The organism is Geodermatophilus sp. URMC 64 (assembly GCF_053502555.1).
This window is the reverse complement of the sequence record NZ_CP199955.1, coordinates 1610886-1635517: the sequence shown is the minus strand read 5'-3', so window position 1 is coordinate 1635517 and position 24632 is coordinate 1610886. Positions and strand designations below refer to the sequence as shown.

Sequence of the window (24632 nt, the reverse complement as noted above, 5' to 3'; positions counted from 1 at the left end):
CTGGGTGCCCGGGACCCTCGCGCTGATCGGGGTCGCCTGCACGCTCGCCGCGATCGGGATGGCGATCTGGCTGCCCGGGGCGCTCGCCGTCGACCCGGGCGACGCGGTCCTCGGCCTGCTGTACCCGCCGGTGGCCGCGCTGGTGCTGCGCCGCGAGCCGGGCAACCGGGTCGGCTGGCTGCTGATGACGACGGCGATCACCGGCCCGTACCTGCTCTCCGCCCAGTACGCGATCGGGTCGGCGCTCGTGAACGGCGCGCAGGGCCCGCTCGGCGGCTTCGCGGTCTGGCTCACCGCGTGGGGCTTCGCCGTCTACTACGTGATCATCGCGCTGGTGCCGCTGTACTTCCCGAACGGCGCGCTGCCCTCCCCGCGCTGGCGGCCGGTGGCCTGGGTGCTGGGCGTGCTGGTCGTCGCCGGCACGCTGGCCGCGATGTTCCGGCAGTTCTCGGACTTCTCCGAGGACCTGGACAACCCGCTGTCGTTCACCACGTCGCTCGTCCCCGAGTACGTGCTGCGCTTCTGCGCCTTCACGATCTTCTTCCTCGGCGGGCCGACCGGGGTCGCCGCGCTGGTCGTGCGCATGCGCCGCTCGCGCGGCGTCGAGCGCACCCAGCTGCAGTGGCTGGTGCTCGGCGCCTCGGTGCTGGTGGTGCTCACCGTGGGCTCGCTCGCCCTCGACACGCTGTCGACGGCGCTGTTCACCGTCGGCTTCGCCGCCGTCCCGGTGGCGGTGGCCATCGCGGTGCTGCGGCACGGGCTGTTCGACGTCGCGCCGGTGGTCAGCCGCGCCGTCGTCTTCACCGTGCTCTCCACGCTGCTGCTGATCGGCTACGCCGTCCTGGTCGCGGTCGCCGGTGAGCTGTCGGCCGGCGAGCGGCGGATCGCGGTCGCCGTCGCCGCGCTGGCCGCGCTCGGCGCCGCCGCGGGCTGGGAGCGGGCGCAGCGCGCCGTCGATCGGCTGCTCTACGGCGAGCGGCGTGATCCGCTCGCCGTCGCCGACCGGCTGGGGACGACGCTCGACCTGGCCGGGGGCCCCGCCGAGGCGCTGCAGTCGCTGGCCGACGAGGTCGGGCGCGCGCTGCGGCTGCCGCGGGTGCAGATCGCGCCGGCCGACCCACGGCTGCCCACCGCCACCTCCGCCCGCCCCGGGCGGGACGACGGCCCCGTCACCGCCCTGCCGCTCACCTCGCTCGGCACCGACGTCGGCGAGCTGCGGGTCACCCACCGCTACCCGGGCGAGCGCTGGCGGCGCACGGAGCGGGCCGCGTTCGCCGACGTCGCCCGCCGCGCGGCCACCCTGGTGTGGGCCGCCGGCCTGGTCGCCGACCTGCAGGCCAGCCGCGAGCGGATCGTGGCCGGGCGCGAGGAGGAGCGCCGCCGGCTGCGGCACGACCTGCACGACGGCGTCGGCCCCGAGCTGGCCGGCATGGCGCTGCAGCTGGAGCGGCTGGCCGGCAAGCTCGCCGGCGACGAGCAGCTGGCCGGCCTGGCCGGGCGGCTGCGCGACCAGATGCGGCGCACCGTGGCCGCCGTCCGCCGCGCCGTCGACGACCTGCGCCCGCCGGCCCTCGACGAGCTCGGCCTGGTCGGCGCGCTGCGCGAGCACGTCGCGGCCTACCGGATGCCGGTGGTGGCCGGCGCCGTGAGCACCGAGGCCGACCGGGTCACCGTCGAGGCCGGCGAGCTGCCGGAGCTGCGCGCCGCGGTCGAGGTCGCCGCCTACCGGATCGCCACCGAGGCGGTCACCAACGCCGTCCGCCACGCCGAGGCCTCGACGTGCCGGGTCACCCTCGCCGCCGACGCCGGCGATCTGCTGGTCGAGGTCACCGACGACGGCCGCGGCGTCCCGGACGACGCGGTGCCCGGCGTCGGCACCACGAGCATGCGCGAGCGTGCCGCCGAGCTCGGCGGGACGCTCGAGGTCCTCACCGCTCCCGGGTCCGGCACGACCGTCCGGGCCCGGCTCCCCCTGGAGGCACGCTGAACACCGAGCTGGACCACCGGATCAGGGTGGTCGTCGTCGACGACCACCCCGTCTACCGCGACGGCGTCTCCGACGCCCTCGAGGACGAGGCCGACATCGAGGTCGTGGGCCGCGCCGCGGACGGCGAGACCGCCGTCGCCGTGGTCGACGAGCAGCGGCCCGACGTCGTCCTCATGGACCTGCGCATGCCCGGCACCGGCGGGCTGCCCGCGACCGCGCGGATCTCCGCGACGCACCCGGACACCTCGGTCGTCGTCCTCACCATGAGCGACGACGACGACTCGGTGTTCGCGGCGCTGAGGGCCGGCGCGCGCGGCTACCTGCTCAAGGAGTCCGAGGGCGCCGACATCGCGCGGGCGGTGCGCGCCGCGGCGCGGTCGGAGGCGGTGTTCGGGCCGCGGATCGCCGACCGGGTGCTGGCGTTCTTCGCCTCGTCGCGGGCCCGGTCCAGCGCGGTGCCGTTCCCGCAGCTGACCGACCGCGAGCGCGAGGTGCTCGACCTGGTCGCGCACGGGCTGTCCAACGGCGCGATCGCGCAGCGGCTGTTCCTCTCGGAGAAGACCGTCCGCAACCGGGTGTCCGACGTGCTCACCAAGCTGCACGCGGCCAGCCGGGCCGAGGCGGTCGCGCTGGCCCGCGACGCCGGCCTGGGTCCGGCCGGACAGGGGGCTTGAGCCAAGGATCTCTAGCGGTGGACGGCGAGGACGACGCCGCTGGCCGGCTTCGCCGGGATGCGCCGCAGCGAGATGGTGAGGTCCTGCTCGGGGACGTCGAACTCCAGCCGGGCCAGCCGCACCGCCAGCGCCGAGAGCAGCGCGACGGTGATCTGCTCGCCGGGGCAGCGGTGGCCGCTGCGCGGGTCGCCGCCGCCCTGCGGGACGAGCTCGAAGGCACCGATGTCGCGGCCGAGGAAGCGCTCGGGGCGGAACGCGTACGGGTCCTCCCACACGTCCGGGTCGTGGTTCTGCCCGAACAGGTCGAGCAGCACCATCGCGCCCTTCGGGATGCGCCGGCCGTCCCACTCGACCTCGCGCGGCGCCTTGCCGCCGATGAAGGGCGCGAACGGGTAGAAGCGGCGCACCTCGTGCGCGAACGCCTCGGCGAACGGAGGGTCGCCGGAGGCCAGCCGCTCCCGGTGCTGCGGCCAGCGGATCAGCGCGTGCCCCGAGAAGACGACGAACCAGGCGATCGCCGTGGTGGGCCGGATGATGTTGATCAGCTCCACGGCCGCCACGCGGGGCTCGAGCAGCTCGCCCTCGGCGTCCCGGTGGTGCGCGACGACGTTCACCGCGGAGCCCTCCGGCACCGTCGTCCGCCCCTCCCGGACGTCGGTCACCAGCTGCGCCAGCCAGGCCTCCCGCCGGCCGCGGGCGCGGCGGGCCCGCCAGTGCCGCGGGCCGCCCGTGGCGAAGCCGTCGACCATCGCGAGCAGGTCGCGGGCCAGGGCGGGCACCTCGTCGTCGCCCACCGGGATCCCGGCCCAGCGGGAGACCGGGCCGGCGAGCACCTTGGCGGCCTCCTCGTGGAGCACGATCGAGCGGCGCTGCGCCCACGCCTTCGCCGCGTCGTCCCAGGCCGCAGTCGTCCGCTCGACCAGGGAGCCGATCCCGTCGCCCATGAGCAGCGCGACGAACATCGCCTTGCGCATCCGGTGCGGCTGCCCGTCGAGGTGGTGCACGCCGCCCTTGCCGAACAGCGTGCCCGACACCGGCTCGGGCAGCGCCCCGGCCCGGCGCACGTGGTCCTCGTCGTAGAAGAAGCGGGCGGCGTCCGGGCCCTCGAGCCCCAACGCCGGCATGCCCATCATCCGCGTCGGCACCGTCCGTCGACCGAGCCCGCGGCGCTTGTCGGGCAGCCAGGCGTAGCCCTTCGCCAGCATCCGCGGGCTCTCCTCGACGAGTGGTCGCCACATGGACGAGCGATTCCCCTGCTCCCGGGAGCGCAACCATGATCGTCCGGGTTGCAGCCGGCGGGTCCACCGGTGTGGCCAGCCGGCGAGGTGGGCCAGCGCCGCGGCCAGCCCCGTCGCGTTCACGGGGGCGAGCCCGGCCCCGGCCGACCGCGAGCCCGCGGCCCGCTGCACCCCGGCGGTGGCGACACCCCACAGCGCCGCGGCGGGCGCCGGCCGCAGCACCGAGGCAGCGGGCATGCCGACCCCGGCGCCGAGTTCGAAGAGCACGTGCCCGGCCAGGGCGGCCGAGGCCAGGCGGTCCAGGGACGCCTCACCCGGGCCGCTGCTCCTGCCGCCGCTCGTCGCGGGGCTCGGTCGCCTCGTCCGGCGGGACGTCGTCGCCCGTGCCGGCCGTGCTGCCGTGCCCGAGCCGGCGCAGCAGCGCCTCCACCTCCGCCACCGCCCAGGACGACTCGTCGTCCTCCGGCAACCGCCCGGCCACCTCGTTCAGCGCCTCGGCCAGCGCCTGCTCGTGCTCGGTGAGCAGGCCGCGGTAGGCCGGGTCGAGCAGGTAGCCGGTCGGCGGGGTGGCCAGGCAGCCGATCAGGTCGAGCAGCACCTCGAGCCGGCGCGCCGCCTCGGCCGCCGACGTCCCGGCCGGTGACATGGCCACCGTCTCGACGTCCCGCTCCCACAGCCGGGCCCGTGCCGGGTCCTCCCGCAGCGCCAGGACGGTCCCGCCGCGGCGGCGCGCGCCGCCGTCGAAGCGCAGCGCGCTGCGCACCTGGTGGGCGATCCGGATCAGGTCGTCGTCGAGCATCGAGGTGCCGACGAACAGCACGTGCCGGGTGAGCAGCAGGGCGTGCAGGACGCCGGCCAGCGCCGCGCGGGAGTCGCCGAGCTGCAGGTACTCCTCGCGGGTCAGGACGACGCTCTCCGGATGGGCGGCGTCGCCGTGCAGCTTGAGCAGCCACGGCGCCCCGGGCACCGCCTCCTGGAACGGCAGCACGGTGAGGTCGCGGCCGATGCCGGCGGCGGCGAGCTCGACCAGCGGGTCGTAGTTCGTCGTGACGAACTCCTGCACGGGCAGGTCGGCGACCAGCGCGTGCGCCAGCGCGTAGCAGCCGGGCCCGAAGCGCTCCTTGACGAAGCCCTCCAGCGCGTCGCGGCCGAGCTCGCGGGCCAGCAGCGCCGCCGAGTCCTGCGCCGGCAGCCGGGACAGCCCCTCGCGCAGGTCGTCGTCCAGGCCCGAGCGGGTGGCGAGCTCGTCGAGCAGCTGCTCCCAGGTGGGCAGGCCGGCGGCGGCGCTGACGCCGGCGCCGACGAACACCGCGAGCTGGCCGCGGCGCGCGGCCTCCCCGAGCCGCCCGGCGAGGTCGTGCAGGTGCTGGGGCAGGTCCCAGCCCGCGCCGTCGGCGCGGCGCACCCGCTGGGCGGCGGCCAGGTCGCTCGGCCCGCGCAGCACGAGGGCGACGTCGAAGCCGTGCTCGGCGGCCGCCTCGCGCAGCAGCGGCAGCAGCTCCCGCAGCAGCGTGCCCCGCTCCCCCGCGGCGCCGCCCCAGCCGGTGCCGAGCGCCGGCAGGCCGACCAGCCGGCGGGCCCGCCCGTGCACGGGCTCGGCCACCTCCCGCCCGGCCACCGCGGCCAGCGCGGTGCGGGCGCCCTCGAGCAGCCACGGCAGGCCGTGCCCGCCGTCGTCCACGGTGTCGACCAGCCAGACCCGGCGCGCGGCGTCCCCCGGCACCGGGAGCACCCGCTCCTCCCCCGACCACGACAGCCCGACGCACGCGCCGTCCGCCCCCTCCTCGGTGATCAGCTCGTCGGGGATCAGCGGCCGGAAGCCCGGCGCCACCCGCAGCCCCCGGTCGGTGGGGACGAGGACGTCGTCGCAGGACAGCCGGGTGAGGTCCGCCCCGACGACGAAGACGTGGCCGTGCACGGCCCCTGCCGTACCCCGTCCCTGCCCCCGGAACCGGAACCGGTCCGGCCGTCCCTACGCCCCGGGCGGCGGCAGCAGCCCCCGGTCGATGGCGTACCGGGTGAGGTCGACCCGCCGGTGCATGCCGGTCTTGGTGCGGATGCGGTCCAGGTGGCTGTGCACGGTGTGCACGCTGATCACCAGCTCCTCGGCGATGTCGAGGTCGGTGTCCCCGGCCGCCACCAGGCGCAGGACGTCCACCTCGCGCTCGGTGAGCTTGATCGCGCGCGCGTCGTCGAGCAGGTAGCCGGCCAGGGTCGGCGACAGGTACGACCCTCCGGCGGCGACCGTGCGCATCGCGCGGACGATCTCCTGCGGCTCGGCGGCCTTGCTGACGTAGCCGTTCGCGCCGGCCGCGATCGCGCCCACGACGGTGGCCCGGTCGGCGCTCGCCGACACGACCAGCACCCGCAGCCCCCGCTCGCAGACACAGCGGACGGCGTCCGCCCCCTGGGGGCCGCCGCCGCCCAGGCTCAGGTCCAGCAGCAGCACGTCGGGATCCCGGCCGGCAGCCCGCAGGCCGGTGTCCAGCTCCGGGACCGAGCGGACGGCGAAGTCGAGGGTCAGGTCCGGGGCGTCCTCGACCAGGCCGGCGAGGCCCTGGCGGAAGACGGGGTGGTCCTCGACGATCCCCACCGCGATGCGGTCGTCGTCGCTCACGGCGCGCTCCACGACAGCTCCGTGCGGGTGCCGCGTGCGCCGAGCTGCCGGACCCCCGCGCGGCCACCCACCGAGCGCAGGACCGCGGCGGCCTCGGCGCAGCACTCCGGCCGCGGGACGGGATCGCGCAGGCACACCTCGGCCCGGCCCGCCGATCCGCTGGCCCGGACGACGACCGCTCCCTCGCCGCCCCGTGCGACCACGTCGGCGAGGCTGAGCCGGGTCGCGGTGACCAGCGCGTCGGCGACCTCCCGCGGCGGGTCGGCGGACAGCTCGGTGACGACCAGCTCGACGCTCAGCCCGAGCGGCCCGACGCTCCTGGCCGCCGCGTCCAGCCGGCCGGCGAACGTCGGCGGGGGGCCCGCGCCGTCCTGCCGGAGGGCGGCGCGCAGCTCACCGGCCGTCGCCGACGCCGTCCACCGGATCCACTCCAGGCGACCGTCCACGTCCAGGTCGCGCGGCGGCCGGGCGATCGCCCGCCACGTCTCCACCACCTCCCGGTGCAGCCGGGCCAGCTCCTGGACGCGCTCGAGCTCCCGGCCGGCGCGCAGCGACTCCGCCCGGGCCAGCGCGAGCCCCTTGCGCATCGAGCCCAGGACCAGCCAGGTCAGCCCGGCGGACACCGCCAGCTGACCGACGTGCAGACCGACCAGCGTCCAGTTGACCGCGTCGGCGGCCACACCGTTGACGACGAGACCCGCCACCTGCAGCGCGCAGGCGCCGAGCACGACGGCGGCACCCACCAGCGGGCCGCGCGCGGACACCCAGAGCACCACGGTGGCCAGGACGTACAGCCAGATCCCGTCGCCGTCCGGCCGCACGATCGCGCCGGCCGGCTCCACGGCGGCGACCCAGAGGTAGCAGACCGCCGTGACGGCCAGGTCGGCGGAGAACAGCACCGGGGAGCCCAGCCCCCGGCCGCTCCGGAGCCGGACGAGGAGCAGCACGTGCCCCACGGCCAGCACCCCGAGGACGACGGCGAGGCCGGGCACGACCCTGCCCACCGCGGAGGCGATGTAGCCCAGGCTCAGCAGCCGGGCCGCGAGCGGGACCAGCGGGAACCAGCCGAGGGTGGGCGCCTCCGGCAGGTCCCCGGCGTCGCCGGTCGGCACGACGAGCCGCACCCGGGTGCCCCGGCCCGGTGCGGAGGTGACCTCGGCGTCGCCCCCGGCGTCGTGCAGGCGTGCACGGATGGAGTTCCGGATCCCGAAGCCGGCGTCGGCCCGCGCCGGCACGAACCCGCGCCCCTCGTCGGCGACCTCCACCTCGACCCCCCGCGACGACCAGGCCACGCGCACGACCGCGGACCGGACACCGGCGTGCTTGACGACGTTGTTGAGGGCCTCGCGGACGGCGCCGACGAGTGCGTCGACCGCGGGCGGCGCAACCGCGTCGGCCGGGGCCCGGCCGACGACCTGCACGTCGATCCCGCGGGCGGAGAACTCCCCGGCGAGCAGCCCCAGCGCGGGCACCAGGTCGGCGTCGCGCGGACCGTGGGCCGCCGACGACAGCTCGGCCGCGCGCCGGGTGACCGCGGCCAGCCGCTCCGCGGCCGGCCGGCCGGCCCGCCGGGTGGTCAGCACCACGGCCTCCAGTTCGGCGAGCGCCGTGTCGTGCAGCGCGCGCAGCGCGGCGGCGCGCTCGGCCAGCCGCCCCGCCCGGAGCCCGGCGCGGACGGTCAGCCGCGCGCTCCGCTCGGCGAACGCCACGATCCCGGCGGTGACCAGCAGGGCGAGGAGGGCCAGGCCGCAGCGCTGCAGCAGGTTGGCGATGCCCGCGGCGTCGACGCGGGCTGCGTTGAGCGCCGCCATGGCAACCTGGAGGCCCGCGGTGCCGGCGACCAGGACCGCGCCGGTCCGCCAGCCGCGGATCGCCGTCCACAGCACGACCGTGCCCCACCCGTATCCGGTGAGCGCGTCGCGGCCGGGCAGCAGGAAGGTCCCCGGCGCGATCAGCAGGGTGGCGCCGAGGGTGGCCGCCAGGGCCAGCGCGACGTCGGCGCCGAACAGCCAGGGGCGCACCAGCACGGCCGGCCGGCGGAGGGCGAGGAGGACCAGGAAGCCGTCGACGAGGACGACGCCGAGGGCCAGGACGAGCACGCCGTCGCCCCGGTCGCCGAGCAGGCCGCGGGTCAGGACCACGGCGGGGACGGTGAGCACCACGCGGCTGATCACCGCGACGTAGAGCAGCCAGCGCAGCGAGGTGCGGGTGAGCGCCTCGACCTGCTCCTGCTCGCCCCGGGCCGGCGGACCCCGTCCCGCGGAGGGCGGCTGGTCGGCGGCGCGCGGCGGGTCCGCGGGACGAGCGACCGACTCCGACAGCACGACGTGCCCCCCGGCCCGTGTTCGGCACGTCAGCGGGCCACGGGAACTGTCCACCCCGCCGCGACCCCGTGACAAGTACCGCCGGGCCCGGGCTAACCGCTCCCCAGGAGCTCCGTCAGCAGCGACCGGACGAGCAGGACGGTGGCGAGGTCGGGCGGCCGCCGGACGGTGAGGACGACGGCCTTCTCCCCGACCGAGATGTCCAGCCCGGGCTCCCCCGCGGCGAGCCCGTCGGCGCCGCCGTCCTCACGCATGCTCAGGGTGACGGCGGCGGCCGCGCCCGGCGGCACGACGGTGAACCCGGCCGCCGTCGCCGCACGGACCAGCCCCCGCCGCTGCAGCGGCGCGCCCGTGGTGACCCGCAGGGTCACCACGGTGCGCTGGGCGTCCATCGCGTCAGACCGGCAGGACGGCGAAGCGGCGGACCTCCACCTGGTACCGGTTGCACCACAGCCCGACCCGCCCGGCCTCGAGGTACTTGTTGTCCGTCACGGCGGCGAACTCGGTGCCGTCGACGAGCAGGCGCACGACGTTGGCCCGCACCTCGACGCGGTAGGTGTGCCAGTCGGCGCCCGGGTCGAACACCGCGCCGTCCACCAGCCGGCCGCTCAGGTCGGCCGAGCCCCACCAGCCGGTCAGGTCCGAGATGCCGGTGGTCTGGTCCCAGCCGGCGCCAACGCCGGCGGCGTACCCGGTCCCGTCCGCGCCGGCCCGGACGACGAGTCCGAAGCTGCTCGCCTGGGTGGCGCTGGTGACCCTGATCTCGGCCTCGACCGCGTAGTCGCGGGCGGCCGGCCGGTAGGGGGCGAGGATCGGCCGGAACACGCTGTACTCACCGGTCCCGTCGTTGACGAGCAGCCCGTCCAGCGGCTTCCAGTCGCCCGGCCCGGCCCAGCCGGCCAGCCCGGTGCTCCAGTCCGCCGTCCACGACGCCGCCGACGCCGGGGACGAGGCGGTCGTCGGCGAGGCGGTCGTGGGCGCGGTCGTCGTCGGCGAGACGGCGGGCGGGGGCGGGGCGGACGACGAGCCGTCCGCCGAGGCCGGTGCCGCCCGGTCCTCCGCGGTGGTGTCGGCGAAGCTGCCGCAGCCCGCGGCCGACAGCACGAGGCAGCCGGCGAGCAGTCCGGCGAGTGCCCGGACCCAGCGGAGCGCGCTCGATCTCATCGCCGATCAGTCCCCACCGGAACCGAGGGCCGCGACGCAGCCGCCGTCGGACTCGTAGTAGAGGCGGCCGGCGCACGAGGAGCCGAACCACTCGTAGAAGCCGTCGGACGGCGTGACGGAGTAGAGCTCGTCGCAGTAGTCGAGGTACCCGGCGGCGCAGTAGTCGGCGAGCGAGGCGTAGCCGGCGTCGTACAGGACGCTGTCCGCGGCCGGCGGGTCGAGGACCGCCCCGGACCGGTAGAAGGCGAAGCCCCAGTCACCGCCGCCGCCCCAGGAGGAGGCGGTGCCGTCCCAGACCGACGCCCCGAAGGCGGCGACGCACCCGCCGTTCGACTCGTAGGCGAGCCGGCCGGCGCAGGACGAGCCGAACCACTCGTGGAAGTCCCCGCCGGGGGTGATCCGGTAGAGCACGTCGCAGGCCTCCATGACCCCGTCCGAGCACCGCCAGGCCAGGTCGGAGAACTGGGATGCGTAGAGATCCGCGTCCGAGGACGGCGGCCGGATCGGCTGCCCGCCCTGGTAGTGGTCGAACCCCCAGGAGCTCGAGCCCTGGTATCCGCTCCCGCCGCCGTCCGCCGCGGGGACGTCGCTCTGCTGCGGCACGGCGGCGGACTCCGGGACGGCGGTGGGCCGCACGTCCGTGTCGTGCGCGATCGCGAGGATCGCGGCCATGACCAGCGCGGCCAGCACACCGGCTCCGGCGAGCAGCCCGCCGCGCATCTGCCGGCGGGTCCGGCGGCGACTCCCGGCCGGACCCGAGTCCGGCGGCGGTCCGGGCACCGGCGGCGGGACGACGCCGACCGGGTCGGTGTACGGCAGCGGGGCGGGCGGCGGGACGACGGGCAGCGGCAGGGCGCGGCCGAGCTCGTGCGCCTTCGCGGCGGCGAACTCCTCGTCGGTCAGCAGGCCCCGCGCGTGCAGGTCGGACAGTGTGCGCAGGTCGCGCGCCAGCTGGTCGGTACCCATGGTGGCCCCCTCCCTCCGGTCAGCCCCGGGTCCGCTTCTCCACGACGGCGCCGATCGCGGCCGCCGCCATCCCGAGCAGGGCGAACCAGAAGCCCGCCCCCGCCAGACCCGCCGCAGACATCCCGGTCGCCGTCGCACCCGAGTCGGAGAGCTCGGACTGCACGGCCACCAGCGCGACGACGTAGACCAGCACCACCACACCCGCGAGGACGGCGACGACGGTGGACGCCCGCCGCACCTGCTCACCCGGCGGCGCGGCGAAGGCCAGCCACGCTCCGGTGCCGGCTACCGCCACGGCGATCAGCGGGATCAGCCACAGCAGCCCCAGCTCCCCGACCTCGGAGGACATCCCGGCGAGGGAGGCCGCGGTGATCGATCCGAAGAACGGGACCGTCCCCAGGGGGAAGGCGAGGAAGGCCAGCAGGGTCAGCACCCCGCCCGCCCCGGCGGTCACCGCTCCGCCGTGCCCCACCAGCCTCCCGGCGGACGGACCACCGGCCGGGTGCGCGACGGGTCCGGCGCCGGCCGCCTCCTCCAGCACCCGGGTCTTGGCGGCCGCGAACTCCTCGGCCGTGAGGGTCCCGGCGACGTGCAGATCGGCCAGCGCCTGCAGGCGTGCGCTCAGTTCATCGGCCACGACGATCCCCCTCTCCGCGTCGGTGCCTCGATGGCATCCGTGGCGGAAAGCGTCGCGCCGTCCCAGCCCCCGGGGCAGCGCACGAACTGCCCCTTTACGGCGGGGTAGAACTACCCCGGGGAACGGGACGAGAGGGTCAGCCCAGGGCGCCGCAGCCGCCGGCGCCGCAGGCGCAGCCCGCGCAGCCGGCCGGAACGGCCGGCGCCGGGCGGGTGGCCGCGCGGCGCAGCGAGCCCGCACCCACCAGCACCGGCACGGCGAGGACGGCGACGGCGAGGCCCGCGACCACGGTGGCGACGTCGGCGGCCCGGCCCCAGCCCTGGGCGAGGCCGGCCGCCACCAGCAGGCCGGTGACCAGCAGCGACCACACCAGCAGGGCGGCGCCGCCCCGGCGGGCGGTCCCGCCACGGGCCAGCAGCGCACCCGCGCCGGCGACCAGCAGCAGCGGGATCGCGACCAGCAGCACCCAGCCGGCCACGGCCGCGGAGACCGCGGCCGCCGCGACCGCGGCCAGCCCGGCGACGACGGCGCCGGCGCCCAGCCCCCGTGCCCGGCGGTCGAGGACGCCGGTGCCCGCACCCCGGATCAGCAGCGCACCGCGGGCGGCGAGGAACGCGCCGGTGGCGCCGAGCAGCAGCCGCCCGCCGCCGGACGGCCAGAGCAGCGCGGCCGCGGCGACGGCCAGCATGGCCAGGCCCAGGGCGAGCCAGCGGGGCCACGCGCGCTTGGCGACGTCGGGGGCCGTCTGCGCGGTCAGGATGCCGGGTGCTGCGCTCGCCACGGCCCCAGTGTCCCTCACCGGCCGCGCCGTCCCCGGAACCGCCCGGCGGAAGCCGGTCCGTCGTGCCAGTCTCGTCGGCGGACCGGCCCGGGCAGCGCGGGCCACCGGACGGAGCAGGACGGAGCGGCGTGACGGAGTCGGTGCAGCGCGCGGCACGCAGCACCGCGCTGCGTCGGCTCGCGCAGCTCGGCTTCGCCGGGTACGGGCTGCTGCACCTGCTCGTCGCCTGGCTGGCGCTGGAGCTGGCCTGGGGGCCCGGCGGCCGCACCGCCGACCAGGCGGGCGCGCTGGCCGTGCTGCACCGCTCCCCCGGTGGCGGCGTCCTGCTCTGGGTGCTGGCCGTCGGACTGGCCGGCCTCGGCGTCTGGCAGGCGGTCGAGGTCGTCCGCCACCACCGCCATCTACCCCCGCGCGGCCCGAAGCGACGGGCCGCCCTCGTCCAGGCGGCGAAGACGGTCGGCAGCGCGCTGCTCTACGGCTTCCTCGCCGTCTCCGCCGCCCGGGCGGCGCTCGGGGACGGGCAGCGGCGCGGCGACGAGGAGCAGGCCGTCCGCGGCGTCCTCGGCTGGCCCGGCGGCCAGGTGCTCGTCATCGGTGTCGGTCTGGTCGTCGTGGCCATCGGCGGCTACCTGATCCGCAAGGGCCTGCGCTCGGACTTCCTCGACGAGATCGACCTCGCCTCGGTCGCCCCCGGGCTGTGCGCGCTCACCCATCGGTTCAGCCAGGTCGGCTTCGTGCTCAAGGGGGTCGCCGCCGTCCTCGTCGGCCTGGTCGTCGCCTGGGCCGCCCTCACCTTCGACCCCGCACGGGCCACCGGCCTGGACGGCGCCCTGCGGGCGGTCGCCGCCGAGCCGTACGGGCAGTGGGTGCTGACCGTCGTCGCGGCCGGCCTCGCCGCCTTCACCGTCTACTGCCTGGCGAGGGCCCGCCACCCGGTGGGGTAAGGCGGCTCACCTGCGGGTACACGCCCGGCAGCGACGGCGTCGCCGGCGTGTCAGGCGGGGGTACGACCCTTCCGAAGGAGCCCGGAAATGAGCGCACAGGGAACGGCCGGCGGCGCGGTGCACGCCGCGGACCGCGCCGGCCAGAGCGACGGCCTCGAGAACCTCGCCCGCATCGGGCTGATCGCCTACGGGATCGTGCACGTGCTCGTGGCCTGGCTGGCACTGCAGCTGGCCTGGGGCGGCGGCGGGCAGGAGGCCGACCAGTCCGGCGCCATGGCCACCGTCGCCGATTCACCGGTCGGCAAGCCGCTGCTGTGGATCATCGCCGTCGGCCTGATCGCGCTCGCCGCGTGGCAGGCCGCCGAGATCCTGCGCTGGCGCAGCGGCCTGTCGGCCTCCGGGGACCAGAAGAAGAAGGCGGTCAAGAAGATCGTCAAGTCGATCGCCAAGGCCGTCGTCTACGCCGCGCTGGCCATCATGGCGATCCGGTTCGCCGTGGGCAGCGGGCAGTCCAGCGCGCAGCAGCAGCAACAGCGCACCGCGGGCGTCTTCTCCTGGCCCGGCGGCCGGTGGCTGGTGGCGATCGCGGGCCTGATCCTCATCGGCGTCGGCATCCACCACATCGTGCGCGGGATCAAGAAGACCTTCCTCAAGCAGATCGACCTCGGCGAGGCACCGCCCAAGGCCACCCGGCTGATCACCCGGCTCGGCCAGGTCGGCTTCCCGGCGAAGGGCGTCGCGCTGGCGCTGGTCGGCTGCCTGCTCGGCTATGCGGCGATCACCTTCGACCCGGCCAAGGCCACCGGCCTGGACGGCGCGATGCGCACGATCCTCGACGCCCCGTTCGGCGAGGTGCTGCTGACGCTGGTGGCGCTGGGGATCGCCGCCTTCGGCGCCTTCTGCTTCGCCCGGGCCCGCTACCCCGAGCGGACCTGAGCCGCCGGCTCCCGCTCCGCCTCGACCGAGCGGGTCAGCTTCCGCCAGACCCAGCCCGAGGGCACGCGCCGGCCGGAGACGACGTACTCCAGGGCGCTGTCGACGACCAGGATCGTCGACAGCGCCCGCCGGGCGCTCGGCCGGCCGGCGAGCAGGAGCTCGTCGCCCACGGCCAGGGCGAAGTCCCCGTCCGGGGCGAGCACGGCCTCGCCGTCGCGCAGCACGAGGAGCGCCACCGCGTGCAGCGGGTCCTCGCGGGTCTCCGGGTCGCGCAGCAGGTCACCCAGGCGGACCTCGCCGGCCTCGAGCCGCTCGCAGAGGGCGGGCGCCTCCTGCGCCGTCAGCCGCACCTTCCACAGCGCCTGCAGCCGCAGCCCGCACAGCTCCCGCATCCGGTCGACGATGCCGGCCGCCCACTCCTCGTCCATCGCGGGCAGCTCGCGGACGAACCGCCACAGCAGCGGCGTGGACAGCTGCGCGTAGACCTCGTGCGCGATGACCTCGGTGGGCACCAGCAGCGCGTCGATCCGCATCGCGGCGAACAGCGGCGCGCTGGCCGGCCGGTTCTGCCGGGCGGCGACGAACAGCGACCGGTTGATGCGGCGGGCGGCGGCGACCAGCGAGAGGTTGGTCGTGTCGTTGTCGGTGCCCGCCACGAAGCCGACGGCGTCCTCCAGGCGGGCCCGGGCGAGCACCTCCGGCTCGACGCCGTCCCCGACGACCATCCCCTCGTCCGGCTCCCCGGACGGGTGCGGCTCGACGACGGTGACCTCGATGCCCTCGCTGCGCAGGTCGGCGGTGATCTCCCGGCCCAGGCGCCCGTAGCCGCAGACCACCCAGCGGCCGTCGCGGGGCGGCCGGCCGCGCCTCGGCAGCTCGGCGCCCGGCCCGCTCTCCAGCCAGGTGAGCAGCTGGTAGCTCGCCGGCGCCTTGAGGGCGAGGCGCAAGTGGTCACCGAACCGGTCGAACGGGTTCACCACGCTGGGCGAGCCGAACGCCCGCATCCGCTCCGCCATGACCCGTGACGTGGCGCGGGCGACCACGGGCAGGTCCGGGCGCAGCAGCGCGGCGGCCATGACCACGGAGAGGTTGACCTCCTCGTCGTCGGTGAGCGCGACGACCGCCTCGCACCGCGGTGAGCCGAGCCCGGCGACGGCGAGGTGGCCGGGATCGCGCGCGTCGGCGGCCAGGCCCGGCACGTCGGCGTGGAAGGAGTCGAGCTCGATGCCGTCGATCCGCTCCGCCGACACGTCGAGGACGACGAACCGCCGGCCGAGCCCGTCGAGCGCGTGCCCGAGCAGCTCACCGGCGCGGCCGTAGCCGGCGACGAGGACGAACGGCTCGCCCAGCCGGGACACCGTGCGGCGGAACCGCTGCAGGGCCAGCGCCTGCCGGAACGCGCGGTCCTGCAGCAGCGCGAGCAGCGACCCGATGGCGTAGGCCCAGCCGATCACCGTCAGGTAGATCGAGATGGTCACCCACATGCGCTGGTTGTAGGTGAACGGGTACGGGATCTCGCCGAAGCCGATGGTCGTCGCGGTGTAGCTCATGACGTAGAAGGCGTCGAAGAAGCCCATCCGCCGCGGCCGGCCCTGGTCGTCGAGGCCGGGGATCAGCGTCAGCCCGAGGACGCTCACCGCGAAGATGACGATCAGCACGATCAGCGGCGCGCGCATCCGCCGCAGGATCAAGAAGATCGCCTCGGAGGCCCGCGCCGCCGATGCGGCCGCGGCCCGCACCGGCGCCCGGCGGACCCGCCGCTCGTGCTCGTCCGGCTCGAACAGCCGGCTCCAGAAGGTGAGCAGGGGATTGCCCATGCCGGCCTCCGATCAGCTGCGGTGGAAGGACACGGTCTCCACGACGAGCAGCACGACGGAGACGACGTTGGCCAGCAGCGCGCCCCCGGACAGCGAGACGACGCTCGCGGTCCAGTCCTCGTTGAGCCCGGCGGAGGAGACGTAGACCGCGTAGCCGTACATCAGCGACGCGCCGATCAGCTGCAGGTCGGCGACCAGGCTGGTGGCCAGGTGGACGGCGCCGATCTGCGTCCGGTCCCCGAACTTGAGCACGGTCGCGATCAGGTTGACCACGACGGCCGCGAACAGCTCGTACGGGTTGTGCAGGTCGGGGTCGGAGATGTCGCCGATGAAGAAGCCGAAGTTCAGGGTCGCCGCGAGCACGACGAAGAACCCGAAGACGACCTTCTCCAGGTTCATCCGCGCCTCCCGCCGCATCCGTCCGTCGTGATCATGACGGACGAACCGGGAGGTTGCAGGGCGGCGCCCGGAAGGACCCCGCTGCCCGCACCGCTCGCAAGCTCGCGGCGGGACCCTGCAGCGGGGCCTCAGGCCTTGGGGCCGCCCGCGACGTAGATGACCTGGCCGGAGACGAAGCCGGCGCCCTCGCTGACGAGGAAGGACACCGTGTGCGCGATGTCCTCCGGCTGACCGGCCCGGGCCACGGGGATGGCGGCGGCCCGCTCGGCCACGTACTCGTCCCAGTCCCGGCCGATCCGCGCCGCCGTCGCCTTGGTCATGTCCGTGGCGATGAACCCGGGCGCGATCGCGTTCGCCGTGACGCCGAACTTGCCCAGCTCGATCGCCAGGGTCTTGGTGAAGCCCTGCAGCCCCGCCTTGGCGGTCGAGTAGTTGGCCTGGCCGCGGTTGCCGAGCGCCGAGGTGCTCGACAGGTTCACGATCCGGCCCCACTTGGCCTCGGTCATGTACTTCTGCGCCGCCCGCGTCATCAGGAACGAGCCGCGCAGGTGCACGTGCATGACCAGGTCCCAGTCGTCGTCGGTCATCTTGAACAGCAGGTTGTCCTTGGTGACGCCGGCGTTGTTGATCAGCACCACCGGCGGGCCGAGCTCGGCGGCGATCCGGTCGACCGCGGACTGCACCTGCTCCGCGTCCCCGACGTCGGCGCCCACGGCCAGGGCCCGGCCGCCCGCGCCCTCGATGGCCTGCACGGTGTCGCGGGCGTCGTCCTCCTTGAGGTCGACGACGGCGACGGCGAACCCGTCGGCGGCGAGGCGGCGGGCGGTCGCCGCCCCGATCCCCCGGGCGCCGCCCGTGACGATCGCCACCCGCTGGGCGGACTCGCTCATGCGCCCACCTTCTCGAAGATCGCGGCCAGCCCCTGGCCGCCGCCGATGCACATCGTCTCCAGGCCGTACCGGGCGTCGCGCCGGGCCATCTCGCGGGTCAGCGTGGCGAGGATCCGCCCGCCGGTCGCCCCCACCGGGTGGCCGAGGGAGATGCCGGAACCGTTGACGTTCGTCCGCTCGAAGTCGGACTCGGTGAACCCCCACTCCCGCGTCACCGCGAGGACCTGCGACGCGAAGGCCTCATTGAGCTCGATCAGGTCGATGTCCGACAGCTTCAGCCCAGCCAGCTCCAGCGCCTTGGCCGTGGCCGGCACCGGGCCGATGCCCATCGTCTTCGGTGGCACGCCGCCCACGCCCCACGAGACCAGCCGGGCCAGGGGTGTGAGGCCGAGCTCCTCGGCCTTCTCCGGCGAGGTGACCACGCAGATCGCGGCGCCGTCGTTCTGCCCGCTGGCGTTGCCGGCGGTGACCGTGGCCTCGGGGTCGTCCCTGCCCATGATCGGGCGCAGCTTGGCGAGGGTCTCGACGGTCGAGTCGGGGCGGATGTGCTCGTCGCGCTCGACGACGGTGTCGCCCTTCCGGCCCGTGATCGTCACCGGGACGATCTCGTCGGCGAACCGGCCCTCCTCGGTGGCGGCGGCCGCCCGCTGGTGGGAGCGGACGGCGTACTCGTCCTGCTCCTCGCGGGGGATCCTGTAGTCGCGGCGCAGGTTCTCCGCCGTCTCGATCATCCCGCCCGGCACCGGGTGGTTCACGCCGCCGGCGGTCACCCGGCCGCGGGCCAGCCCGTCGTTGAGCAGCACTCCCGGGCCGGCCTTGACGCCCCACCGCATGGCGACCGAGTAGAACGGCGCGTTGCTCATCGACTCCGCGCCCCCGGCGAGGACGACGTCGGAGACGCCGTTCTGCACCTGCATCGCCGCGTAGAGCACCGCCTGCAGGCCCGAGCCGCACCGGCGGTCGATCTGCAGGCCGGTCGCGGTCACCGGCAGGCCGGCGTCCAGGGCGGCGACCCGGCCCAGCGCCGGAGCCTCCATCGTCGGGTAGCAGTGGCCGAGGACGACGTCGTCCACCGACTCCGGCGGCAGCCCGGTGCGCTCCATCAGCGCCTTGATCACCGTGGACGCGAGGTCCTGCACCGGCACGTCCCGAAGCGATCCGCCGAAGCCCCCGACCGGGGTCCGCAGCGGTTCGCAGATCACCGCATCGCGCACGGCGCTCCTCCTTCGTCGGTCCCTCTCTGCCTGCAGATCGCAGTCTGCCCCGGCCCGCCTCCCCCCGCCCGACCCGGGTCTGCGAGGGTGTCGGTCGTCTCACGCGAGGAGGACCTGTGCCCTATCCCGGTGCGTTCGCCGCGACTACGCCCGACAAGCCGGCGGTGATCATGGCCGGTTCCGGCGAGACCCTCACCTACGGGCAGCTGGAGGACCGGTCGGCGCGGCTGGCCGACCACCTGCGCGGGCTCGGGTTGCGCACCGGGGACGTCGTCGCGCTGCTCACCGACAACCGCCCCCAGGCCTGCGAGGTCTACTGGGCCTGCCAGCGCGCGGGCCTCTACGTGACCGCGGTGAACTGGCACCTGACCGCCGCCGAAGCGGCCTACATCGTCGGCGACTGCGGCGCGCGAGTGCTCATCGCCTCGGCCGCGCTGGCCGACCTGGCGCGCGAGGTCCGCGCGGCCGCCCCGGCGATCACCGAGACGTTGGCCTTCGCCGGCGCCATCGAGGGCTTCGGCGACTACGAGGCCGCCCTGGCGGCCGCCGACCCGACGCCGCCGGCCGAGCAGCCCCGCGGCGCGGACATGCTCTACAGCTCTGGCACCACCGGCCGGCCCAAGGGCATCAAGCCGCAACTGCCGGGCCGCGACGTGACCGAGCCCGGCGACACCTACGTCGCGGTCTTCCAGCCGATGTACGGGTTCGGCGCCGACACCGTGTACCTGTCCCCCGCGCCGATCTACCACGCCGCTCCGCTGCGCTTCGTCGGCGTCGTGCACTCGACCGGCGGCACCGTCGTGATGCTGGAGTCCTTCGACGCCGAGAAGGCCCTCGCCGCGATCGAGCGGTACCGGGTCACGCACAGCCAGTGGGTGCCGACGATGTTCGTGCGGATGCTCAAGCTGCCGGAGGAGGTCCGGAGCCGCTACGACGTGTCCAGCCTGCGGGTGGCGATCCACGCGGCGGCGCCCTGCCCGGTCGAGGTCAAGCGGGCGATGATCGACTGGTGGGGCCCGGTGCTCTACGAGTACTACAGCGCCACCGAGGGCATCGGGATCACCTTCATCGACAGCGAGCAGTGGCTGGCCAAGCCCGGCTCGGTCGGTAAGGACGGCGTCCTCGGCGTCGCGCACGTCGTCGGCGACGACGGCCGCGACCTGCCGGCCGGGGAGACCGGCGTCATCTACTTCGAGCGCGAGGAGATGTCGTTCCAGTACCTCAACGACCCGGGCAAGACCGCCGCCGCCCAGCACCCCGACCACCCGAACTGGGCCACCGTCGGCGACATGGGCTACCTCGACGAGGACCACTTCCTGTACCTCACCGACCGCCAGTCGCACATGATCATCTCGGGTGGCGTGAACATCTACCCGCGGGAGATCGAGGACGTGCTCATCGAGCACCCCGCGGTCTACGACGTCGCGGTGATCGGGGTGCCCGACGAGGAGATGGGCGAGCGGGTGCAGGCCGTCGTCCAGCTCGCCGGCGTCGACTGGACGCCGGAGCTCGAGACCGAGCTGCTGGACCTCTGCCGGTCGCGGCTGGCGAAGTTCAAGTGGCCGAGGAGCATCGATGTGGCCGACGAGCTGCCCCGGACGCCGACCGGCAAGCTGCTCAAGCACGTGCTCCGGCGCCGCTACCTAGAAGGACCCCCTGCCCCCCACCGCTCGCGAGCTCGCGGCGGGCCCCTGCAGGGGGCCTAGGTCGTCTCGACGCGCAGCAGGTCGTACAGGCCGGTGATCTGCAGCGGGCGGATCACCGCCCGGTTGGCGGCGAGCACCCGCAGCGCGACGTCCTCGGCGGTGGCCCGCCGGTGCGCGGCGGCCAGCGCGCACAGGCCCGCGGAGTCGAGGAAGGTGACCCCGCCGAGGTCGATGGTGAGCTCGCGGACACCCGCGTCGAGGACGCGGTCGAGCTCGGCCATGAGGTGCGGGGCCGAGGAGCAGTCGATCTCGCCGGCGGCGGTGAGCCGTGCGGCGGAACCGGACACGGCGACGGAGACGGTGATCAGTTCGCCGCTGGGCTGGTCGAGAGTTGCGGTCACAAGTACCCCTCAGCTAGGAGGACCGGACCAATGAGAGCGATACGGCGTCGTGGACGACGCACAACCCGACACTGGCAGTTCACGGCTAGCTGTTGAACCGCACCCCGAACCGTACGGAGCGCCCGGCGCCCACGCAAGGGTCGGCGCAGGGTGCGGATACTGGTGACGTGGCGAAGCGGTGGCTGGTCGGCGGGCTCGTCTGGGCGGTCGTCGCCGTGCTGGCCTTCCTGCTCCTCGACCCGATCGTCGCCGCGTTCGTCGCGATCCTCGGCGCCACGCTGGTCACGGTCGCCGGCCTGGCCGCCGACTGGGAGCGGCACCCGACCTTCGAGCAGCGGGAACTGGCCCGCGCCCGGAAGCGGGCCGAGAAGCGAGAGCGGACCAAGGACGCCCGTGCGCGCGACCGCGCCCGGTGGGAGGCCCGGCAGGCGCGCAAGGCGGCCGGGGAGTAATTGCGTCGACAGCCGCCGCGGCGGCTGCCTACCGTGCGGCCATGCGGAACCGCTGAACGCCCCGCGCGCCGAGCGGCGTGCTGAGCCGCTCCTCCTCGCGCCCTGACGGCGCTCCCTCCCTTCCTCCCGCCCTGTCGCCGCACGTCCGCGGCCGGGGTTCTCGCCTGCCCGCAGGAGGTCCGCATGTCCCGCCCCGCCCACTCCCCCGCCGACGGCGCGGCCGCCGCCGCCCGCGCCGCGCTGTCCGACGACGACGCCGCGCGCTTCGACCGGCTGACCGCCGCCGTCCTCGCCTCGTCCGCGCTCGGCCCCGGGCTGCGCGCCCTCCTTCCCGGCCCGGCCGGGTTCCGCTGGCTGCACCGGGAGGGGCTGGCGCCCACCGCCCGGCCGGCCGCGCTCACCGCCGAGCAGTGGCTGTCGCTGTTCGGGGCGTGGACCAGGTCGGGCCGGGCGCCCTCGGCCGGGGCGCCGGCCGGGCGCGGCGCCCGCGGGAGACCGTCGAACGGGCACGGCCACGCGCCCGGCGCGATGGCCGCGCCCCGCTGGTTCTGAGGGCGGCGTTCCGTAATCTCGGGCGGTGCCCCTCACCCGCGAGACGCTCGCCGCGCGGCTGGCCGGCTTCCCCCGGGTCGCCGTCGACCGGCCGGAGCTCAAGCAGGCCGCGGTCGCCGTCTGCGTCACCGAGCACGACGGCGTGCCGTGCCTGCTGATCACCCGCCGGGCGGCGCGGCTGCGGGGGCACGCCGGCCAGTGGGCGCTGCCCGGCGGCCGCCGCGAGCGCGGCGAGACAGCGGTCGAGGGGGCGCTGCGCGAGACCCGCGAGGAGGTCGGGCTCGCCCTCGACGCGGACGCCGTCCTCGGGGTGCTGGACGACTACGTGACCCGCTCCGGCTACGTCATGACGCCGGTCGTGTGCTGGGCCGGCCCGGCCGGCGACCTGGTCGGCGCGGAGGCGGAGGTCGCCGCCGTCCACCAGGTGCCGCTCGCCGACCTCGACGTCGAGCCGCGGTTCGTCCGCATCCCGGAGTCCGACGCGCCGGTGATCCAGCTGCCGCTGTTCGACCGGCTGGTGCACGCGCCGACCGCGGCGATCGTGCACCAGTTCTGCCGGATCGCCTGCCGCGGCGAGGTGCAGCGGGTGGCGCACTACGAGCAGCCGGTGTTCGCCTGGCGTTAGCCCTTGAGTGACGGGTTCTTGCGGAAGTCCCAGCTGACGATCTTCTCCGGCCGGACCCGCAGCCAGCCGTGCCGGCCGTCGGAGACGAACTCGTCGCTGCCGGTGTACTTCCGCGCGAACAGCCGCTCCGGCTCGGCGAGCTCGGGCGCCGGGTCCGCGCCCCGGGGCACGTCGCCGACCACCTCGGCCCGCCCGGTGAGCTCCACCCCGCGCAGCTCCCAGTACTCGGTGCCGGCGTCGACGACGACGGCGATCCGCGGGTCCCGGACCAGGTCGGCCCACCGCCGGCTGCGCACGAGGGAGTGCAGCCACAGGCTCGCGCCGTCCCACACGAACCACAGGGGGACGACGTGCGGCTGCCCGTCCGCGCCGGCCGTGGCGACCCGGCAGGTGTGCTCGGCGCGGAGGAACGCGTCGAGCTCGTCGGGGGTCATGGCGATCCGCCGGCCGCGGCGCTGCTGGGTCGGAGAGGTCATGCCCGCAGCCTGCCGGATCAGCCCTCGACGGGCGGGCAGTCCGGGTCGCTGATCGCCAGGAGTGCCTCCCGGCGCGCGGCCGGCCCGAGCCCCCGCAGGTCGGCGTCACCGAACTGGGTGACGACGACGCCGACGTCGGCCTGCCCGATCGTGACCGGGCCGGAGAGCCGTTCGACGATCCGGCTGCGCCCCCGGCCCGACGCCGGCAGGGCCACGATCGGCAGCCCGCCGTCCGACCGGTGCGCACCCCGCGTGAAGTCGAGCGCTCCCCCGATGCCGCCGACGTGGCGCCCGCCGACCGCCTCCGCGCCGACCTGGCCGGTCAGGTCCACCTCCAGCGCGGTGTTGACGGCGGTGAACCGCGGCAACGAGCCGAGCACCGCGACGTCGTGGGTGTGGGCGGTGTCGCGCAGCGCGACGTGGGGGTTGCCGTCGAGCCACTCGATCAGCCGCGCCCCGCCCATCACCACCCCGCCGACGCTGACCCCGCGGTCGATCGGCTTGGTCCGATTGGTGACGACGCCGCGCTCGACGAGGTCGACCATGCCGTCGGCGAACAGACCGGAGTGGATGCCCAGGTCGTTGTGCTCGCCGAGGGCGGCCAGCACCGCGCCGGGGAACGAGCCGATGCCGATCTGCAGCACGGCACCGTCGGGCACCAGTGCCGCGACCTGCCGGGCCAGCGCCCGGTCGGTGCCGTCCGGCTCGGGCGGTGTCCACGTCACCGGGGCACGGTCGGTGCGGACGACGACGTCGATCTCGTCCGGGCCGAGGGTGCGGGCGCCGAGGATGCTGGGGAACGCGGGGCTGACCTCGGCGATCACCACCCGCGCGCAGTCGACCGCGGTGGAGAGGTACTCGTCGGCCAGGGCCAGCGGGTACCGGCCGTCCGGACCGGGCGGGACCAGGGTCAGCAGGACGACGTCGGCGGGGATCACCCGCCGGCGCAGCAGGTCGGCCAGCGCCGAGTAGTGCACCGGCAGCACCTCGAGCAGGCCGGCCGCGTGCCAGGCGCGGTTGCGGCCGCTGGCCCCGTAGGAGCGCAGCCTGATCCCGGGCGCCGCCGCGGGATCGAAGGCGTCGGCGTAGGTCGTGCCGACGAACGCGGTCAGCGGACCGAGCGCCGGCGCCTGCCGGGTGAGCGCGGCGGTCAGCGCCACCGGCTCGGCGCAGGCCTGCCCCCACACCAGGCCGTCGCCGGGCCGGATCCAGCGCGAGAGGTCGAGGCCGTCGGCGCCGTCGAGGACGAGGGGCATCGGGCGCGACCGTATCGTCGCGGCGTGCCGGAGGAGTCGACGACCACGCAGCAGCCGACCCGGCGGAGCGCGCGGGCCCCCGGCACCGTCCGCGGGTACCTCGCCGTCGCCGATGCCCTCCGGGAGCTGCAGGACTCCGCGGCCGCCGCCGTGCCCCCGCCCGAGGTGTCGGCGCAGGCACTGGAGCACCTGCGCGCCGCGGCCGCGCTGCTCGAGCCGTGGGCCGTGGACGCCCTCGCCCAGCTGGCCGGGAAGCTGGACCGCGCGCCCGGCCGCGGCCAGACGCTCGCGCCGGTCACGACCGTGGACGACTGGACGGGCACCGGCATCCGCGCACGGGTCACCTTCGGCCGCTTCCACGTCGGCGTCGGCGCGGTGCACGGCGGTGCGGTCTCCCTGGTGTTCGACGAGCTGCTGGGCCAGCTGGCGGGCGCCCGGGACGGCCGGCTGCCGCGGACGGCCTACCTGAACGTGGCCTACCGCAGCCTGACGCCGCCCGGCACCGAGCTGGTCGTCGAGGGCGCAGTGGTCCTCGAGGACGGCCGCAAGCGGTTCGTCGAGGGCCGGCTGCGCGACGGCGACCGGGTCTGCGCCGAGGCGGAGGCGCTGTTCGTGCTCACCCCTCTGCCGGTCTAG

The 24632-nt window shown here is 75.8% G+C and carries 25 protein-coding genes; 9 read left to right on the top strand and 16 right to left on the bottom strand.

Annotated elements, in window-relative coordinates; translation table 11 throughout:
- The first annotated feature begins 4 nt into the window (after positions 1–4).
- Together ACWIYF_RS08115 and ACWIYF_RS08110 are read left to right on the top strand one after the other, a co-directional pair.
- Complete coding sequence (locus tag ACWIYF_RS08115; RefSeq protein WP_448627609.1) at positions 5–1987, top strand: sensor histidine kinase; 1983 nt, start codon at positions 5–7, stop codon at positions 1985–1987.
- A gap of 26 nt (positions 1988–2013) precedes the next feature.
- Positions 2014–2661 (top strand): response regulator, encoded by a 648-nt coding sequence (locus ACWIYF_RS08110; protein WP_448627608.1) that lies wholly within the window; start codon positions 2014–2016, stop codon positions 2659–2661.
- Between the two features lie 11 nt (positions 2662–2672).
- On the opposite strand, the gene ACWIYF_RS08105 is transcribed toward ACWIYF_RS08110, so the two are convergent.
- The 9 genes from ACWIYF_RS08105 to ACWIYF_RS08065 all read right to left on the bottom strand — a co-directional run bounded on the left by ACWIYF_RS08105 (position 2673) and on the right by ACWIYF_RS08065 (position 12388).
- The gene (locus tag ACWIYF_RS08105; RefSeq protein ID WP_448627607.1) at positions 2673–4166 is read right to left on the bottom strand and encodes a cytochrome P450; all 1494 of its coding nucleotides are present in this window, start codon (positions 4164–4166) and stop codon (positions 2673–2675) included.
- Positions 4167–4209: 43 nt separating this feature from the next.
- Positions 4210–5817, bottom strand: coding sequence for an SIR2 family protein (locus tag ACWIYF_RS08100; protein ID WP_448627606.1), 1608 nt, complete (start codon positions 5815–5817; stop codon positions 4210–4212).
- A 54-nt stretch (positions 5818–5871) separates the two neighbouring features.
- The gene (locus ACWIYF_RS08095; RefSeq protein WP_448627605.1) at positions 5872–6516 is read right to left on the bottom strand and encodes a LuxR C-terminal-related transcriptional regulator; all 645 of its coding nucleotides are present in this window, start codon (positions 6514–6516) and stop codon (positions 5872–5874) included.
- Entirely contained in the window at positions 6513–8840 is a 2328-nt protein-coding gene (locus ACWIYF_RS08090) for a sensor histidine kinase (protein ID WP_448627604.1), read from the bottom strand. Before ACWIYF_RS08090 ends, ACWIYF_RS08095 begins: the two co-directional genes overlap by 4 nt.
- A gap of 92 nt (positions 8841–8932) precedes the next feature.
- Positions 8933–9232, bottom strand: coding sequence for a hypothetical protein (locus ACWIYF_RS08085; protein ID WP_448627603.1), 300 nt, complete (start codon positions 9230–9232; stop codon positions 8933–8935).
- Between the two features lie 4 nt (positions 9233–9236).
- Positions 9237–10004 carry a hypothetical protein gene (locus ACWIYF_RS08080; RefSeq protein WP_448627602.1) on the bottom strand — a complete coding sequence of 256 codons (768 nt, stop codon included), beginning with the start codon at positions 10002–10004 and terminating at the stop codon, positions 9237–9239.
- Positions 10005–10010: 6 nt separating this feature from the next.
- The gene (locus tag ACWIYF_RS08075; protein WP_448627601.1) at positions 10011–10970 is read right to left on the bottom strand and encodes an SHOCT domain-containing protein; all 960 of its coding nucleotides are present in this window, start codon (positions 10968–10970) and stop codon (positions 10011–10013) included.
- 19 nt (positions 10971–10989) lie between these two features.
- Positions 10990–11607 carry a hypothetical protein gene (locus tag ACWIYF_RS08070; protein ID WP_448627600.1) on the bottom strand — a complete coding sequence of 206 codons (618 nt, stop codon included), beginning with the start codon at positions 11605–11607 and terminating at the stop codon, positions 10990–10992.
- A gap of 136 nt (positions 11608–11743) precedes the next feature.
- Positions 11744–12388, bottom strand: a complete 645-nt coding sequence (locus ACWIYF_RS08065) for a hypothetical protein (protein ID WP_448627599.1) — start codon at positions 12386–12388, stop codon at positions 11744–11746.
- A gap of 128 nt (positions 12389–12516) precedes the next feature.
- On the opposite strand from ACWIYF_RS08065, the gene ACWIYF_RS08060 reads away from it, so the two are divergent.
- Positions 12517–13332, top strand: coding sequence for a DUF1206 domain-containing protein (locus ACWIYF_RS08060; RefSeq protein ID WP_448627598.1), 816 nt, complete (start codon positions 12517–12519; stop codon positions 13330–13332).
- Positions 13333–13419: 87 nt separating this feature from the next.
- Positions 13420–14268 carry a DUF1206 domain-containing protein gene (locus tag ACWIYF_RS08055; protein ID WP_448627597.1) on the top strand — a complete coding sequence of 283 codons (849 nt, stop codon included), beginning with the start codon at positions 13420–13422 and terminating at the stop codon, positions 14266–14268.
- On the opposite strand, the gene ACWIYF_RS08050 is transcribed toward ACWIYF_RS08055, so the two are convergent.
- From ACWIYF_RS08050 to ACWIYF_RS08035, 4 genes are all read right to left on the bottom strand, one after another.
- Positions 14250–16085, bottom strand: a complete 1836-nt coding sequence (locus tag ACWIYF_RS08050) for a potassium channel family protein (protein ID WP_448627596.1) — start codon at positions 16083–16085, stop codon at positions 14250–14252. The two genes, ACWIYF_RS08055 and ACWIYF_RS08050, sit on opposite strands and share 19 nt — an antisense overlap.
- A gap of 12 nt (positions 16086–16097) precedes the next feature.
- On the bottom strand, positions 16098–16484 hold the full coding sequence (locus ACWIYF_RS08045) for a DUF6394 family protein (RefSeq protein WP_448627595.1): 387 nt from the start codon (positions 16482–16484) through the stop codon (positions 16098–16100).
- A 128-nt stretch (positions 16485–16612) separates the two neighbouring features.
- Positions 16613–17374, bottom strand: coding sequence for a 3-oxoacyl-ACP reductase FabG (gene fabG, locus ACWIYF_RS08040; protein ID WP_448627594.1), 762 nt, complete (start codon positions 17372–17374; stop codon positions 16613–16615).
- Positions 17371–18588, bottom strand: coding sequence for an acetyl-CoA C-acetyltransferase (locus tag ACWIYF_RS08035; RefSeq protein WP_448627593.1), 1218 nt, complete (start codon positions 18586–18588; stop codon positions 17371–17373). Before ACWIYF_RS08035 ends, fabG begins: the two co-directional genes overlap by 4 nt.
- A 116-nt stretch (positions 18589–18704) precedes the next feature.
- On the opposite strand from ACWIYF_RS08035, the gene ACWIYF_RS08030 reads away from it, so the two are divergent.
- Complete coding sequence (locus ACWIYF_RS08030) at positions 18705–20294, top strand: acyl-CoA synthetase (protein ID WP_448627592.1); 1590 nt, start codon at positions 18705–18707, stop codon at positions 20292–20294.
- On the opposite strand, the gene ACWIYF_RS08025 is transcribed toward ACWIYF_RS08030, so the two are convergent.
- Positions 20291–20635 carry an STAS domain-containing protein gene (locus ACWIYF_RS08025; RefSeq protein WP_448627591.1) on the bottom strand — a complete coding sequence of 115 codons (345 nt, stop codon included), beginning with the start codon at positions 20633–20635 and terminating at the stop codon, positions 20291–20293. The two genes, ACWIYF_RS08030 and ACWIYF_RS08025, sit on opposite strands and share 4 nt — an antisense overlap.
- Positions 20636–20802: 167 nt before the next feature.
- On the opposite strand from ACWIYF_RS08025, the gene ACWIYF_RS08020 reads away from it, so the two are divergent.
- The 3 genes from ACWIYF_RS08020 to ACWIYF_RS08010 all read left to right on the top strand — a co-directional run bounded on the left by ACWIYF_RS08020 (position 20803) and on the right by ACWIYF_RS08010 (position 22264).
- Positions 20803–21087, top strand: coding sequence for a hypothetical protein (locus ACWIYF_RS08020; protein ID WP_448627590.1), 285 nt, complete (start codon positions 20803–20805; stop codon positions 21085–21087).
- Positions 21088–21270: 183 nt separating this feature from the next.
- Positions 21271–21639, top strand: coding sequence for a hypothetical protein (locus ACWIYF_RS08015; RefSeq protein WP_448627589.1), 369 nt, complete (start codon positions 21271–21273; stop codon positions 21637–21639).
- A 25-nt stretch (positions 21640–21664) separates the two neighbouring features.
- Positions 21665–22264, top strand: a complete 600-nt coding sequence (locus ACWIYF_RS08010; protein ID WP_448627588.1) for an NUDIX hydrolase — start codon at positions 21665–21667, stop codon at positions 22262–22264.
- Here the strand turns inward: ACWIYF_RS08010 and ACWIYF_RS08005 are convergent.
- Both ACWIYF_RS08005 and ACWIYF_RS08000 read right to left on the bottom strand, forming a co-directional pair.
- Positions 22261–22740 (bottom strand): pyridoxamine 5'-phosphate oxidase family protein, encoded by a 480-nt coding sequence (locus ACWIYF_RS08005; RefSeq protein WP_448627587.1) that lies wholly within the window; start codon positions 22738–22740, stop codon positions 22261–22263. The genes ACWIYF_RS08010 and ACWIYF_RS08005 overlap by 4 nt on opposite strands.
- A gap of 17 nt (positions 22741–22757) precedes the next feature.
- Entirely contained in the window at positions 22758–23996 is a 1239-nt protein-coding gene (locus ACWIYF_RS08000; RefSeq protein ID WP_448627586.1) for an acetyl-CoA hydrolase/transferase family protein, read from the bottom strand.
- A gap of 24 nt (positions 23997–24020) precedes the next feature.
- On the opposite strand from ACWIYF_RS08000, the gene ACWIYF_RS07995 reads away from it, so the two are divergent.
- Entirely contained in the window at positions 24021–24632 is a 612-nt protein-coding gene (locus ACWIYF_RS07995; protein ID WP_448627585.1) for a PaaI family thioesterase, read from the top strand.